Raw genomic sequence first — 13,173 nt, 5'->3', positions numbered from 1 at the left:
GCCTTTGTGCCCTTGGCTTGGCTGGCGACCGTTCCACACTTCTTGACGTAGAGCCTATTAACGTGTCAGTGTGCGGCGCCACTCCTCGATGAGGGCCCGCTCCTCCGGGGTGAGCTCTGCGGTCTCCAGCAGGTCGGGCCGCCGCTCAAAGGTGCGGCGCAGAGCCTGCTCCCGCCGCCAGCGCTGGATCGCGCCGTGGTTTCCCGATGTCAGGATCTCCGGCACCCGCATTCCCTCAAACTCGAGCGGCCGGGTGTACTGCGGGCCCTCCAGGAGCCCGGAGGTGTAAGACTCGGCGACGCTGGACTCCAGGTCGCCCAGCACGCCCGGGACCAGGCGGGTCACCGCCTCCACCACCACCAGCGCCGCCACCTCGCCGCCCATCAGCACGTAGTCGCCGATGGAGATCTCATCGGTGGCGAGGGCGCGGATGCGCTCGTCGAAACCCTCGTAGCGGCCGCAGACCAGGATCAGGTGGTCTTCCCTGGCCAGCTCCTCCGCGAGGCGCTGGTCGAACTTGCGTCCCTGCGGGTCCATCAGGATGACGCGCGGCGGTCGGGCCCGGGCAGGGCCGCGCGCCGCGGCCCAGCGCACGGCGGCGAACACCGGCTCCGGCTTCATCAGCAGACCGGCGCCGCCCCCGTAGGGGTAGTCGTCGGTCTGCTGGTGCTTGCTCAGCGCGAAGTCCCGGATGTTGACCACCCGGAGGTCGATGATCCCCGCCTCGTGGGCCCGGCCGAGGATCGACTCGCGAAAGACCGGCGCCACGATGGCCGGGTGGATCGTGAGCAGCTGTATCAGCATCGGGTCAGTCCTCGAGCAGGCCGGGGATCGGGTCGATCACCATGCGGCCGGCCTCGAGGTCCACCTCCTTGATGAACTGGCGAACCGCAGGCACCATGTACCGCTTTCCCGGGGCCGTTTCCACCACGTACACGTCGTGGACCGGGATATTGTGGTCCACCTCCACCACGCGCCCCAGGAACGACCCCTGCGTGTCTACCACGTCGATCCCGATGATGTCAAAGTCGTAGTAGTACCCCTCCGGGAGCGGGTAGACCTCGCTGCGCGGAACCAGCAGGTTGACGCCGCGCAGCTTCTCCGCCTGGTTGCGGTCTGTGACGCCCTCGATCTCCAGGATCACCAGGTTCTTCACGAAGCCGCGGAACTTCACCGCGGCGGGCCGGTCCGGACCGCCCAGCAGCACTCGCCGCAAGGTCGTGAACCGCTCCGGGAAATCCGTGACCGGGTAGACCCGCACCGCACCGCGCACCCCGTGGGGCGCGGTCACCTGCCCGATCCGAATCAGCTCGGGCCTGGACCGCTCGACCACTAGGCCTCACCCCGGATCGCAATCACCTTTCCGTCCTCGACGACGATCTCCGTCGCCATGAGGGCGTCGAAGTTGTCGCCGACCTTCAGGTTCGCGGTGGCCTGCACCGTGCCCTGCACGATCTCCGCACCCAGCGGCAGCGACTGGACGCGGCTGATCTCCTGCTGAAGCTGCGCCTTCTTCTCGGCGCGCACCGCCCGCTCCTGCTCCACCAGCTGGTGCAGCTGCATCTGCTGCTGCGGGGTGATCGTGGCGGTCAGCTGGGCGCGTTTCACCTGGCTCTCCAGCTCGGCCATCTCGGCGTCCAGCTGCTGGATCGCCGCGTTCAGTTCGGCCGTCATCCTGGCCTTCAAACTCTCGGTCACACGAGCCTTAATCGTTACCGGACGAATGATCTGCAGACTCATGACATGAACTCCACCATTACTCGGCGGCCATCCTTGACGGCGGCCGCTTTGACCACCGTCCGAATCGCCCTGGCGACGCGACCCTGCCGGCCGATCACCTTCCCCATGTCGCTGTCGGCCACACGGACCTCGAAGGTGACGGAGCGGGGGGATTCAACCGCCGTTACTTGCACCTGGTCCGGGTGCTCCACGAGCCCCTTGACCAGGATTTCCACCAGCCGCTGCAACATTGCGAAACAACCCCCTCGACTGGGGTGGGTCGTCCTCGCCCCTTACTTCTTCGCCTCGTCGAACTTCTTCATCACGCCGGCCTTGGAGAGCAGCGACCGGGCGGTGTCGGTGGGGGTGGCGCCCTTCAGGAGCCAGCCCAGCGCCTTGTCCTCGTCGATCTTCAGCACAGCGGGGTTCTTGGTGGGATCGTAGTAGCCGATCTCCTCCACGAACCGGCCATCGCGGGGCGAGGCCGACTCAGAGACCACGAGCCGATAGAACGGAGCCTTCTTCATCCCCATCCGCTTCAGGCGAATCTTCAGAGCCACTTCGGTTCATCCTCCTCGAATGTTGCCAGTGGAATCTATCTGTGCACATCCCGCTCCGCTGGGGAGGGGATGGGGCACCCCAACCCGCTACCTGCGGCCCCAGAGGCCGCCGAAGCCCCCGCCGGGGAGCCGGGGCAGCTTGCCGCCCCGCTTCAGCATCTTCTCCATGCCGCCCAGCTGCTTCATCAGCTTGCGGGCCTGCTCGAACTGCTTGATCAGCCGGTGAACCTCGGCGATCGGCCGCCCGGAGCCCCTGGCGATCCGCTCCCGCCGCCGGACGTTGATGATGTCCGGGTTGCGGCGCTCCTTGGGCGTCATGGAGAGGATGATCGCCTCGATGTGCTTCAGCTCTTTCTCGTCGACGTTGATGTCCTTCAACTGGGCCCCGACACCCGGGAGCATCTTCAGGAGCTCCTGCAGGGGGCCCATGCGCTGCATGGCCCTGAGCTGCTCCAGGAAGTCCTCGAAGTCGAACTCGGCCTTCAGCATCTTGCGGGCCATTTCCTCGGCCTGCTTGCGGTCGACCTGCTCCTGCGCCTTTTCGATCAGGGTGAGCACGTCGCCCATGCCGAGGATGCGGGACGCCATCCGGTCCGGATGGAAGGGCTCGAGCGCGTCCAGCTTCTCGCCCACGCCCACGAACTTGATCGGCCGGCCGGTCACCTCCCGCACCGACAGCGCCGCACCGCCGCGGGTGTCGCCGTCCAGCTTGGTCAGGATCACGCCGTCGATGCCGAGCTTCTCGTGGAAGTGCTCCGCGGTGGTCACGGCATCCTGGCCGATCATCGCGTCGATCACCAGCAGCGTGTCGTGGGGCTTCACGCGCGCCTTGATCTGCTTGAGCTCCTCCATCAACTCCTCGTCGATGGTGAGCCGGCCGGCCGTGTCGATGATGATCACGTCACGCCGCTCCTGCGCCGCGTACTCCACGGCGTGTTGGGCGATGTCCACCGGGCTCACCTGGTCGCCCTCGGCGTAGACCGGCACGCCGGCCTGCTCGCCCAGGACCTGCAGTTGCTTGATGGCAGCCGGGCGGTAGACGTCGGCGGCCACCAGAAGGGGCCGCTTCCCCTCTTTCTTCAGCTTCACCGCCAGCTTGGCCGCGTGGGTGGTCTTGCCGGAGCCCTGCAGGCCGCAGAGCATGACGATGGTGGGCGGGCGGTCGGCCATGTTGAGGCCCACGCCCTGCCCGCCCATCAGGGCGACCAGTTCTTCGTAGACGATCTTGATGACCATCTGCGCCGGGTTGAGCGTCTCCAGAACCTCCTGGCCCACGGCCCGCTCCTTCACCCGGGAGATGAACGACTTGACCACCTTGAAGTTGACGTCGGCCTCCAGGAGGGCGAGCCGCACCTCCCGCAGGGCCTCGTTCACGTCAGACTCCGTCAACTTCCCCTTGCCCCTGAGCCGCTTGAACGCCTCCTGGAGGCGTTCCTGAAGGGACTCGAACAATCCGCTTCCCCCTCTCCGTGGTGGGGTTGGCATCAGGCCGCCGTTAGCAGGCCCCGGGCCTTGACCGGAAGGGCGTCACGCCTCTGCCTTCAGGGCCGCCAGCGTGCGCCGGGCGGCCGCCAGGTCGGCCCGGTCGAGCGCCGCCTCCAGTTCGGTCAGCAGCTGCATGCGCCGCTGGTGCTCCGCCACGAAGCCCAGCCGTGCCTCGTACTCCACGAGCGCCGCCTCCGACCGGCGGATCAGTTCGTGTACGGCCTGCCGGCTCACGCCGTCCGCATCGGCGATCTCGCCCAGGGAGAGATCTTCGAGGTAATAGGCGCGCATCAGCTCCTGCTGCCGCTCCGTGAGCAGCGGTCCGTAGAAGTCGAAAAGCAGGGCGAACCGCGGCACGTCCTTCATGCGACAGCGCCCCCTCCGGCGTGCTCACACTGTCAAGCAAATCCCCTTGACAGCGCCGTCGCCTGTTTGAGTATAGGCGGGCGAACGCGGGCTGTCAAGGGGATGATGTTGACACTCCGAAAAAGCTCCGCGCGGCGGACCGGGCCCGGGGCAAACCGGCAGCCGTCCGCACGGCAGGCGTGCCACACACTTCGTTGTCCTTCCATGCGAATGCTACCCGCCGTTACCCGGCCGCGTCCAGCGATCGGCGTCGCGCGTCTGGTACTTGGCCAGAACCCGGCGGAAGGCATCCTCCAGGTCGATGTTCATCTGGTTGGCCATCACCGCGACCACGAAGAGGATGTCGCCCAGTTCCAGGGCCACATCCCCGGTCTCCTCGGTCGGTTTCTTCTTCTTGGGCCCCCAGCGGTGGTTGACCTCCCGGGCCAGCTCGCCCACCTCTTCGGTGAGCCTGGCGAGGTTGGCCAGCGGGTCCCAGTAGCCGCGGGGGGCGATCCAGCGGTCAACTTCCTGCTGTACCTCCCGCAGATCCAAGCGCTCACCTCCTCGGGGCGGCCCATCGCCCTACAGCAACAGCCAGGCCAGCGTGGCCAGCAGGCCCACGCCCCCGGTGGCGGCGGCCGCCGCGGTGGTCCGGAGCAGGTTGACACGCCCCCGCAGGTAGCGGTCCAGCGGCGAGCTTTCCAGGCTTTCACCCACGGCCTGGCGAAAGCGGCGCATGACTGCAGGGTAACGGGAGAGCGGCAGCCGGTGCCCGGGCAGGTCCAGGGCGTCAGGGTCCTTTGCCGAACGGCGCAGGTAGGCGGCGAGCGTGGCCGCCCACTCCTTCATCTCCGGCGAGACGGACTCTCCGGGCAGGGCCTGCTCCGGACGCAGCGTCGCCAGCCGCTCGACGAACCGGATCTGGGCGAGCAGGAGGCCGTCGGCCTCGGCCCCCCGGTGCGACTGGCGCAGCCACTCGGCGTAGGCCGCCAGGCGGAAGCCGGCGGTCACCAGAGGCAGCGGCTCACCCGGCATCGGGTGCAGGTCGGCGTCGTTCACCAGGCAGGGGTACTCGGTGAATACCTGCTTCCAGATGGCAGCCGCCTCCTCGGGCCGCCCGTCGTCCCACGCCTGCCGGGCCCGGGCCAGGAGGGCGCTGAGGTGCAGGGCGTAGGCGATGTAACCCACCGACTTGCCGTCCGCCGGCGTGCGGGCCGCCACCGGGTCGGTCACCATCTGCGCCACCAGCCGGGCCGCCTTCGCAACGGCCGTCTCGGTCTCTCCGGCGTCCAGTGCGGCCCGCACCGCGGGTGCGGCCTCCCGCAGGTGCTGCCGGAGCCGCATCTGCCGGTCCTCGGTGGGCGCCACCCGGCAGTTGCCCTGCGCATCGACGACCAGCTCGCAACCCAGGCGTCTCAGGTCGCGCTGCACCCGCAGGAAGAGCCCGCCCACCAGGCTCAGGTAGACCAGCTGGAACCGCCGCTGCCGCTCCGGCACGAACTCGTTGAACTCGCGCTGGAACGCGGCCCAACCCGCCTCCACCTGCTTCTGGGCCCGGTCCAGCGACTGGTCGATGCCCAGGAGCTGGGCGGCCGCCTCGCGGCCCACCAGCGGCTCCAGCGCGGCGGCGACCGCGCTGCCGATGATGCGGGCGCCCTTCTGCACCAGCGGCTGGCTTCTCAGGCGGGCCACCAGGTCAGCGTAGTACTTCAGGTTCTGTGCGTGCTCGGTAAGCGACTGCGCCACCGGCCGGCCCGCGGCGGCGATCAGGTCCGCCAGGGCCCGCAGGGCCTGAGGCGGCAGGGCGTAACGCCGGACGATGCCCGGGTGGGGCACGGTGCGGGCCAGGTCGGCGACGATCTGATTGTACTCGCTGAGGTCAGGCGGGTTGAGCCCCGCCCCCAGTTCCCGGGCGACCGCGGCCGGGTTCATGAGGAGGAGCCGGCGGCGCAGGGACTGCAGATCCGCCTTGCGCCCGCTCTTCCCCTCCTGTCTGCGGAGGTGGTCGATCTCCTTGAAGCGGCGCATCAGGGGCTTGACGAAGGCCCAGGTGGATTCCTGCGCGCGCGACTCGGCCCGACGGATCAGGTCATCGGCCAGGGGGGCCGGCAGCTCCTGCCTGAGCTCGGCCACCAGATTGTCCCACTCCCGCTGGACGCGCACCCACCGACCCACGGCCGGGAAGACCAGGTCATCCATCTGCATCCCTCCGCTACAGGTCGATGCCCAGGCTGTCCAGACCGCTCCAGTCCAGGTTGGCGTAGGCCTGCAGTTCGGTGAGCCACCCCTCGTAGGAGACGGCCTCGAGGGGCAACACCCGCCGCCAGGCCTCCCGCAGTTCGGCCCAGTCAGCACCGGACGAAAGCGCGGTGGGGCCGGCGGAATCTGCCGTCACCTGGCCGCTGTGCAGAAAGTCCTCGAACCCGCGGTCAGAAAAGAGCACCCCGCCCTCGGGCAGCGCGATGGCTGCCGCACGCAAGGGGGCGACGTGTTGGAACAGCAGTGCGTCCAGCCGGGCCATGGGGCTCAACCTCCTTGCAAGCGGTGACTCAGCCGTGTCGAGACCGGACATATTGTGGGACGCTTCAGGCGCTGCTCGTCCCTTCACTGCGCCCGTCACCTATTATGACTCGGGCGAGTCGCGCTGTGGTTCTCGCCGCCAGATGATTTCGCCCTCGCGGGTGTTGACCCTCTCGTAACGTAAGGGTTTATCCTACGAACCAGGAGGTGAGCAGATGGCCCTCACGGTGAAGGCGGTGGCTGACCTGGCCGGCGTCAGCGTCCGCACGCTGCACCACTACGACGAGATCGGTCTCCTGAAGCCGGCCGGGCAGTCGGCCTCCGGCTATCGGCTCTACTCGCAGCAGGACGTGGAGCGGCTGCAGCAGATCCTCTTCTTCCGGGAGCTGGGCTTCAGCCTCAGGGAAATCAAGCAGATCATCGACAGCCCCGACTTCGACCGGCAGCAGGCGCTGCTGGCCCACCGGGAGGCCCTGCAGCAGCGGAAGGCCCGCCTCGAGCGCCTGATCCGCACGGTCGACCGCACGCTCGCCAACATGGACAGGGAGGACAGACCCATGACCAGAGACGAGATGAAGGCACTGTTCGACGGATTCGATCCCACCGAGTACGAGGAGGAGGCGCGGCAGCGCTGGGGCGGCCCCGAGTTCGAGGAGTCGCTGAAGCGCACCCGCAGGTATACCAGGGCAGACTGGCAGCGGATCAGCGCCGAGTCCAGCGAGATTTACGGCAACATCGCCAGGCTGATGGACCGCGACCCGGGCGATGAAGAGGTCCAGCAGTGGGTGGCCCGCTGGCACGAGCACATCAACAAGTGGTACTACACCTGCTCGCTGGAGGTCTTCCGGGGGCTGGGCGAGATGTACGTGGAAGACGAGCGCTTCACGAAGAACATCGACAAGACAAAGCCCGGCCTGGCCCGCTTCCTGCGCGACGCCATGCGGGTCTACTGTGACCGGCGGGAAGGGAAGTAGCGACCGCAGTGCGGCTGAATCCCACTGCGGCGCCGCGCAGGACGGGTAACCGTGTGCGGTGAGCCGTCCTGCGCGGCCGCCGTGACAGGAGAATGAGAACACGGAACGCGCCCCGACACGCTGGCGCTGTCGGGGTGCGTTCCGTGTTGCGCCTCTTGCCGAGGCAGGTCCGTCTGCCGCGTTCAGCCCAAATCGGTCTCCAGCAGTTGGGCCAGGCCCTCGGCCGCCTCCACCTCGTCCGGGCCGGAAGCCCGTACTGTCACTTCAGCCCCCTGGTTCAGCCCCAGCGACAGCACGGAAATCAGACTTTTCAGGCTCACGGCCTTGCCTTGCGTCACCAGTTCCACCTGCGAACGGAACCGGTTCGCTTCCTTCACCACCCGTGCAGCGGGCCGTGCGTGCAGCCCGGACTTGGACCTGATCACTGCTTGCCGTTCCACGCTCATTCCATCACCCTCACACCGGCGAGCCACGCCGTGATAAACTCCGCAACGCCATCCTCGTCGTGGTGACCCACCACGACGGGTGCGGCCTGTTGCACGTCGGGAGGGGCGTTGCGCACGACGCCCCCGAAACCTGCCCAGTGGATCATGCTCAAGTCGTTGTGGGCGTTGCCCACCGCCGCGACAGCCGTGCGGTCCACGTGCAGGTGCTCGGCCAGCAACTGGAGCGCCCTGCCCTTGGTTACGCCCCGGGCGGTCAGTTCCAGCGAATCCGGACCGCTGGTGGTCACCTCCAGCTCGCCCGGCCACTGCGCTCTCACCGCCGGTTCCAGCTGTGCGATCAGGACCGGGTCCGCGATGATCACCAGCTTGGTCGGCTCCCCGGTCAGGGCGCCCACCAGGTCTCCGGTTTCCACGTACGGCACGCCCTGAGTCCGGGAAAAGGCCAGGGTCTCCTCTGTGGCCTTCTCCACGAGCAGTACACCGTCCACGTAGGCCTTGAGGTAGATGCCCTCCCGGGCGGCCCACCGGGCAACGCTCCGGGCCAGGTGCAGGGGAACCGTGCGCCGCAGCAGGGGTTCCGGGGCGCCGGCCGGTCGAATCTCGGCGCCGTTGCAGCTGATAATCCAGAGGCCGGGTCCCTGCCACAGGCGGGCGTAGCGTTCGACGGAACCCGCCGTCCTCCCTGAGCACAGGGCTACGTAAACCCCTTCGCGCAGACACCGGGCCACGGCTGCATGGTTGGCCGGCGAAACGGTCAGGTCGGAGCGGAGAAGTGTACCGTCCAGGTCCAGCGCCAGCAGCCGCTTCTGCGCCATGTCTACCCCACCACGCGCCGAACCTCGGCCATGAGCGCCTCGGCGTCACCGGGCCGGGTGAGGCCGGTAGCCGGATCGACGATGGCTGTGTAGACGTGCGGAATGACGATCTCGCACCCCGCCTCCAGAACCGTCTCCACCACCCGGGCCACGTTGTTCACCTTGAGGCCGCCGGTGGGCTCGAACACGGGGATGCCGGCCTCGGCGGCGGCCCTGGCCATCGCCCGGACCTCGTCCAGGCGGGAGTCGCCCTTGATCGGGAAGAACTTGACCGAGTTGACACCCACCTCGGCCAGCATCGCCGCCGCCGTCTCGCAGGGCACCTCGGCTACCGGGGCCGCCTGGCTGCGCGGTCCAGTAGCAATCCGCACCTTTCCGGGCGTGCCGGAAGGAGAGATCAGGGCGTTCACGATGTTCTCCCCCAGCCCCCGGGCCCGGAGGGCACCGACGGTGTACCCTGCAGCGGGGAACACCTGGTTCACGTGGCCAGGATCGGTCAGCAGGGCGGTCTCAACCACCCGCTGCCACTGGGCGGGGTCCCCCGCGCCCAGCCCCACCGAGACCACCGGTACGGCCTGCAGCAACGACCGCACCTGTGCGGCCGCGGCCTCTACGGTATCGTAGTCCGCCAGCATCACGCCCACCAGGGCGTGGCCACCGGTGGCAGCCCACACCTCGCGGGCGTTCGCCACATCCCTTGCCAGCAGGTTCAGCACGACACGTTCCCGATACAGCGGCAACCGCTTCATGCCTGCACCTCCTCCAGAATCTCCCTGAACCGCGCCAGGATGACCTCTTCCTGCCCGGGCAGGAGCGGACGCGGGTCGATGTTGATGATCCCCAGGTTCAACTGGTGATTCCGGGTGTAGATGGCCGGGTTGCTGCATTCCAGTCGCCGCACCATCTCGGCCGCCGTGATGCCCGCCTCGGGAAGCACGGCCACGCTGGCCCGGTAGATCTCACGCCCGGCCTCGTCCTGAATCAGGCGCGCCTTTAGGCCGGGAATCTGGTTGAGCTGGTCCACCAACCACTCCATGCGGGCCTTGTCCCGCTGGGCGGCGGCATGCACATCCTTGCGCTCGTACAGGTCGATCGCCGTGAGCAGACCGGCGATCGCCTCCTTGCTGACCTTCATCGCCCGGCCGACACCCGCGTACTGCATGGCGCAGGCCTTTACCAGGTCACGCCGTCCACAGATGAACCCGGAGGTCGGTCCGCCGATGGCCTTGCCGCCACTGTAGATGACCAGGTCGGCCCCCATGCTGACATACCGCCGCAAGTCCTCTTCCGCGGCGGCATCCACCACCACGGGCAGGCCGTGGCGCCGCCCGATGGCGATGATCTCCGGCAGTCCGGGCATCCCCTTCTGCACGGCGTGGTGCGACTTGCAGTAGAAAAGCGCCACCGTGCGGTCGGTGATGGCGCACTCCAGGTGCGCGGCGGTCACCAAGTTGGTGTGCCCGGCCTCCACCGGCTTTCCGCCGCCGAGGCGGATCATCTGCGTGATGGAGGCACCGAAGTGTACGCTATGGCCCTTGGGGAGCACCACCTCGTTGGGCCGGCCGAGGCTGTCCGGCAGCGCCTCGATGGCCGCCAGGTCCGTGCCGGCCACGCAGGCGGCGGTGGCGATCGCGATTCCGGCTGCCGCCCCGATGGTGGGCACGGCGGCCTCCGCGCCGGTGGCGCGGGCGATGCGCTCTCCGGCCGCCGCCAGCAGTTCATCCATGACCACGTACTCCTGTGCACCCCTGGCCAGGGCCTCGGCCACCTCGGGCGCCACCGCCGTGGCCCCCAGGGCAGTCATCTTGCCGCTGGCGTTGATGACCTGCCGCAACCTCCACTGGGCGAAGATGTTCATATGCTAATTGCCTCCTCGCATGACTCGGCGAAGCGGGAGCGCCTCCCGCTTCGCCGCCGTCTATCGCGTCCGTTACCCGGCCACGGGAATCAAGGCGCCGAGGATCATGGCTCCCAGGATCGCCCCGCCCGCCACGGGCTTCTTGAACCAGTAGGAGATGGCCGCACCCACGAACGCTCCGACACCCGCCGGGATGCTGTATCCGATCGCGGAGAGGACGATGAGGGGACCGAGGTACTGGCCCGTCTTGTTACCGGCACCCATCATCACGTCAGTGCCGAGGCTGCCCATGCCGGCCGGCATGAGTTTCCGGATCAGCATGATGATACAGCCCAGGACGACGCCGATGATGAGGCCGAGACCAAGGGAGGCCACGAACGACTCCAGCGGCCAGCGGATGCCGGAAGCCAGCATCACCGCCGGAATGCCGATGCCCACGCCCGTCATGATGGAGCCGCCCAGGTCGAGGAGTCCGACCAGGGGACCTTCCAGCACGCGGGCGATCAGGAACCCCGCTGCGAACCCTGCTGCCGCTGCATAGTCGCCGGTGTCGAGGCCGGCCTGCAGCATCTGCACGACGTAGATGTCGTTGAACGCGCCGGATCCGGTCGTGATAAACATATGGGTACCCGCCACCACCGAGGCCGCCACCACGCCGAGGAGCAGCGGGAAAGCCGCGGGGCTCATCAAGAAGGCGTTGATCTTGCTGTTCTTCATGTTCATCCCCTTCCTAGAACAGCGCGATGAGCTTGGTGTGGAAGCCGCGGAAGTAGGCGATGAGGATGAAGAGCACGGCCACGATGGCGATCATGGTGTTCGTGGACTTGCTGTAGCCATGCTCCTCCGCGGACTTGCCGATCAGAATGCCCAGCACGATGCCGGGCACGGCGTTGCCCATAATCATGTGGGCCAGGCCGCCCAGGATCGTGGACCACACGCCGGTGATGTGGCCCGCGTCGAGCGCGGCAAGCCAGAAGATGACCGGCATGACCGGGTTCATCATCAGGCTGGAGGCGGGCCCGAGCACCTGGCTGGCGACCACTGCCATCGACTGCGGGATGAAAGCGGCCACGGTGTTCAAGACGCTGAGGACGACGGCACCGACGATGGCGCCCGCTGCAGCCATCGCCGCGGGAGAGTAGAGCGTCTCCTCGACCACCTTCGGTCTGTGGAGGCCGGCGTGACGGCGCTGCGGCAGGGTGCGCGGGTGCTGTGGCCCCGCACCCGGCACCGGTACCGGCTGGAGGCCAACATGAGCCGGGCGGCCGCCGCACTGCGGCGGGAGGCGGAGCTGGGGAGCCTGGCGGTTGGCCGGGTGGCCGACATCTCCCTGATTCGGATTACAGAGGGTGAGTTCCCGCTGACGGATTCGGAGGGTGCGGTCGAAATGGCTCGCTACAATCTCGAACTGGCCGGGACGATCCGGGCCGGCCAGGTGGGCGCCGGCACCGCCGCTGCCGCAGAAGCTGATGCCGAAGCTGGCGTTTTCCTTGTGCATGACATCGCCCACCTTCATGTCCGCGGCCATGCCGGGAATCCCGAACAGCACGGGGCCCTTGCGCTCCTCCATGATGCGCTTGCGCATCTTGGCCAGGTGATGGCGGGGGAGGGGTAGTACGCACGTGGAAGTGTTGGACACTCGGATAGGCGGGCGGCAGGCATGGTGATCTCGTGTCCCGCACTCAGCCGCTGAAGCGTCACCTCCAGGTGCACGACCAGCGAGACGAAGCTCTCATCGGTGAACTTCCGCCCCAGGGCCTCCTCGGCCCGGTGGACCACCGCACTCAGCTGCGCCCAGCCGGCATCCCTGTTCGAGCCTCCGGCGGTCTCCCAGTGCGGCCCCGGGGCCACGCCCCGCCCGACCTGGAGCAGCGCCTCCGGCTCCAGCGTTTCCACCAGGAGTCGCACCAGGGCCTCGCGGCGCTCCTGCTCCGGACCGACCACCCGCACCCGGCCCCTCCCCCGCTCCAGGCGAAGGCCGTACGTCCCAAGCTGCCGTGCCACCTCTTCCAGATCGCGCAGGACGGTGGTGCGACTGCATGCGAGGGTCTCCCCAAGCATAGTGAGGGCGAGCCCGTCGTCGTGGGTGAGGAGTTCCAGCGCCAGTCTGTGCTTCCGTTCAACTGCGTCAGTGGGCAACGGTGGGGAGACAGAGCGAACGAGGTTGATCACCGCTTCACGACGGTCGGGCTCGCCCTCAATCCACAACCCTGATCGCGGGCGGGCCACCAGGTGCAGTCCGGTGCCCTTGAGCGCCGTGCGCAGATACTCAAGGTCGTAGCGCACCGTGCGCGTGGCCACACCGAAACGGGTGGCGAGTTGGCGGGCGGTCGTGCGGGTGTCCCGTTCCAGAAGGAACAGCAACATCTTGCGCTGTCGGTCACTGAGGCTGGCGATCATGTCAGCCCCTCCCCCGCAAATGGTGCAACCTTGGACAATCTGTTGCGT

General features: G+C 67.9%; 18 protein-coding genes. 1 reads left to right on the top strand and 17 read right to left on the bottom strand.

The features are described from left to right. Positions 1 to 57 precede the first annotated feature (57 nt). The 10 genes from trmD to AB2385_RS05250 form a co-directional block, all read right to left on the bottom strand. Positions 58 to 804: a tRNA (guanosine(37)-N1)-methyltransferase TrmD gene (gene trmD, locus AB2385_RS05295; protein WP_367653897.1), complete on the bottom strand. Its 747-nt coding sequence runs from the start codon at positions 802 to 804 to the stop codon at positions 58 to 60. Between the two features lie 4 nt (positions 805 to 808). Continuing rightward, positions 809 to 1,333: a ribosome maturation factor RimM gene (rimM, locus tag AB2385_RS05290; RefSeq protein WP_367653896.1), complete on the bottom strand. Its 525-nt coding sequence runs from the start codon at positions 1,331 to 1,333 to the stop codon at positions 809 to 811. Beyond that, positions 1,333 to 1,740 (bottom strand): YlqD family protein, encoded by a 408-nt coding sequence (locus AB2385_RS05285; protein WP_367653895.1) that lies wholly within the window; start codon positions 1,738 to 1,740, stop codon positions 1,333 to 1,335. Before AB2385_RS05285 ends, rimM begins: the two co-directional genes overlap by 1 nt. Next, the gene (locus AB2385_RS05280; protein ID WP_367653904.1) at positions 1,737 to 1,967 is read right to left on the bottom strand and encodes a KH domain-containing protein; all 231 of its coding nucleotides are present in this window, start codon (positions 1,965 to 1,967) and stop codon (positions 1,737 to 1,739) included. Before AB2385_RS05280 ends, AB2385_RS05285 begins: the two co-directional genes overlap by 4 nt. A gap of 45 nt (positions 1,968 to 2,012) precedes the next feature. Beyond that, the gene (gene rpsP, locus AB2385_RS05275) at positions 2,013 to 2,279 is read right to left on the bottom strand and encodes a 30S ribosomal protein S16 (protein ID WP_367653894.1); all 267 of its coding nucleotides are present in this window, start codon (positions 2,277 to 2,279) and stop codon (positions 2,013 to 2,015) included. 87 nt (positions 2,280 to 2,366) lie between these two features. Further along, on the bottom strand, positions 2,367 to 3,731 hold the full coding sequence (ffh, locus tag AB2385_RS05270; protein ID WP_367653893.1) for a signal recognition particle protein: 1,365 nt from the start codon (positions 3,729 to 3,731) through the stop codon (positions 2,367 to 2,369). 75 nt (positions 3,732 to 3,806) lie between these two features. Further along, positions 3,807 to 4,130 (bottom strand): YlxM family DNA-binding protein, encoded by a 324-nt coding sequence (gene ylxM / locus AB2385_RS05265; protein ID WP_367653892.1) that lies wholly within the window; start codon positions 4,128 to 4,130, stop codon positions 3,807 to 3,809. 213 nt (positions 4,131 to 4,343) lie between these two features. Further along, on the bottom strand, positions 4,344 to 4,664 hold the full coding sequence (locus AB2385_RS05260; protein WP_367653891.1) for a nucleotide pyrophosphohydrolase: 321 nt from the start codon (positions 4,662 to 4,664) through the stop codon (positions 4,344 to 4,346). A gap of 30 nt (positions 4,665 to 4,694) precedes the next feature. Continuing rightward, positions 4,695 to 6,311, bottom strand: coding sequence for a hypothetical protein (locus AB2385_RS05255; RefSeq protein WP_367653890.1), 1,617 nt, complete (start codon positions 6,309 to 6,311; stop codon positions 4,695 to 4,697). A 13-nt stretch (positions 6,312 to 6,324) separates the two neighbouring features. Next, positions 6,325 to 6,633: a hypothetical protein gene (locus AB2385_RS05250; RefSeq protein WP_367653889.1), complete on the bottom strand. Its 309-nt coding sequence runs from the start codon at positions 6,631 to 6,633 to the stop codon at positions 6,325 to 6,327. A gap of 214 nt (positions 6,634 to 6,847) precedes the next feature. Between AB2385_RS05250 and AB2385_RS05245 the strand changes: the two genes are divergently transcribed. After that, the gene (locus AB2385_RS05245) at positions 6,848 to 7,606 is read left to right on the top strand and encodes a MerR family transcriptional regulator (RefSeq protein WP_367653888.1); all 759 of its coding nucleotides are present in this window, start codon (positions 6,848 to 6,850) and stop codon (positions 7,604 to 7,606) included. 182 nt (positions 7,607 to 7,788) lie between these two features. Here the strand turns inward: AB2385_RS05245 and AB2385_RS05240 are convergent, their stop codons facing one another. From AB2385_RS05240 to AB2385_RS05210, 7 genes are all read right to left on the bottom strand, one after another. Beyond that, positions 7,789 to 8,052, bottom strand: coding sequence for an HPr family phosphocarrier protein (locus tag AB2385_RS05240; protein ID WP_367653887.1), 264 nt, complete (start codon positions 8,050 to 8,052; stop codon positions 7,789 to 7,791). After that, complete coding sequence (locus AB2385_RS05235; protein ID WP_367653886.1) at positions 8,049 to 8,867, bottom strand: Cof-type HAD-IIB family hydrolase; 819 nt, start codon at positions 8,865 to 8,867, stop codon at positions 8,049 to 8,051. The genes AB2385_RS05240 and AB2385_RS05235 overlap by 4 nt, the downstream gene beginning before the upstream one ends. Positions 8,868 to 8,869: 2 nt before the next feature. After that, on the bottom strand, positions 8,870 to 9,616 hold the full coding sequence (locus AB2385_RS05230; RefSeq protein WP_367653885.1) for a KDGP aldolase: 747 nt from the start codon (positions 9,614 to 9,616) through the stop codon (positions 8,870 to 8,872). Next, the gene (locus AB2385_RS05225) at positions 9,613 to 10,725 is read right to left on the bottom strand and encodes a DgaE family pyridoxal phosphate-dependent ammonia lyase (protein WP_367653884.1); all 1,113 of its coding nucleotides are present in this window, start codon (positions 10,723 to 10,725) and stop codon (positions 9,613 to 9,615) included. The genes AB2385_RS05230 and AB2385_RS05225 overlap by 4 nt, the downstream gene beginning before the upstream one ends. A 72-nt stretch (positions 10,726 to 10,797) precedes the next feature. Continuing rightward, a complete protein-coding gene (locus tag AB2385_RS05220) occupies positions 10,798 to 11,442 on the bottom strand; it encodes a DUF4310 family protein (protein ID WP_367653883.1) in 645 nt (214 codons plus the stop codon). A 13-nt stretch (positions 11,443 to 11,455) separates the two neighbouring features. After that, positions 11,456 to 12,295 carry an SFCGS family glycine-rich protein gene (locus tag AB2385_RS05215; RefSeq protein ID WP_367653882.1) on the bottom strand — a complete coding sequence of 280 codons (840 nt, stop codon included), beginning with the start codon at positions 12,293 to 12,295 and terminating at the stop codon, positions 11,456 to 11,458. Further along, entirely contained in the window at positions 12,238 to 13,125 is an 888-nt protein-coding gene (locus AB2385_RS05210; protein WP_367653881.1) for a transcription antiterminator, read from the bottom strand. Before AB2385_RS05210 ends, AB2385_RS05215 begins: the two co-directional genes overlap by 58 nt. Positions 13,126 to 13,173 lie beyond the last annotated feature (48 nt).

The sequence above is a fragment of the Symbiobacterium sp. genome (assembly GCF_040797425.1).
Taxonomy (GTDB): domain Bacteria; phylum Bacillota; class Sulfobacillia; order Symbiobacteriales; family Symbiobacteriaceae; genus Symbiobacterium.
This window is presented reverse-complemented; position numbering and strand designations above follow the sequence as displayed.

What these genes read in the sequence shown, in the direction of transcription:
- AB2385_RS05235 (WP_367653886.1), bottom strand. Translation starts at nt 8,867, where the DNA reads ATGGCGCAGAAGCGGCTGCTGGCGCTGGACCTGGACGGTACACTTCTC.
- AB2385_RS05220 (WP_367653883.1), bottom strand. Translation starts at nt 11,442, where the DNA reads ATGAAGAACAGCAAGATCAACGCCTTCTTGATGAGCCCCGCGGCTTTC.
- trmD (WP_367653897.1), bottom strand. Translation starts at nt 804, where the DNA reads ATGCTGATACAGCTGCTCACGATCCACCCGGCCATCGTGGCGCCGGTC.
- AB2385_RS05285 (WP_367653895.1), bottom strand. Translation starts at nt 1,740, where the DNA reads ATGAGTCTGCAGATCATTCGTCCGGTAACGATTAAGGCTCGTGTGACC.
- AB2385_RS05255 (WP_367653890.1), bottom strand. Translation starts at nt 6,311, where the DNA reads ATGGATGACCTGGTCTTCCCGGCCGTGGGTCGGTGGGTGCGCGTCCAG.
- AB2385_RS05245 (WP_367653888.1), top strand. Translation starts at nt 6,848, where the DNA reads ATGGCCCTCACGGTGAAGGCGGTGGCTGACCTGGCCGGCGTCAGCGTC.
- AB2385_RS05230 (WP_367653885.1), bottom strand. Translation starts at nt 9,616, where the DNA reads ATGAAGCGGTTGCCGCTGTATCGGGAACGTGTCGTGCTGAACCTGCTG.
- AB2385_RS05210 (WP_367653881.1), bottom strand. Translation starts at nt 13,125, where the DNA reads ATGATCGCCAGCCTCAGTGACCGACAGCGCAAGATGTTGCTGTTCCTT.
- ylxM (WP_367653892.1), bottom strand. Translation starts at nt 4,130, where the DNA reads ATGAAGGACGTGCCGCGGTTCGCCCTGCTTTTCGACTTCTACGGACCG.
- AB2385_RS05240 (WP_367653887.1), bottom strand. Translation starts at nt 8,052, where the DNA reads ATGAGCGTGGAACGGCAAGCAGTGATCAGGTCCAAGTCCGGGCTGCAC.
- AB2385_RS05215 (WP_367653882.1), bottom strand. Translation starts at nt 12,295, where the DNA reads ATGGAGGAGCGCAAGGGCCCCGTGCTGTTCGGGATTCCCGGCATGGCC.
- AB2385_RS05250 (WP_367653889.1), bottom strand. Translation starts at nt 6,633, where the DNA reads ATGGCCCGGCTGGACGCACTGCTGTTCCAACACGTCGCCCCCTTGCGT.
- AB2385_RS05225 (WP_367653884.1), bottom strand. Translation starts at nt 10,725, where the DNA reads ATGAACATCTTCGCCCAGTGGAGGTTGCGGCAGGTCATCAACGCCAGC.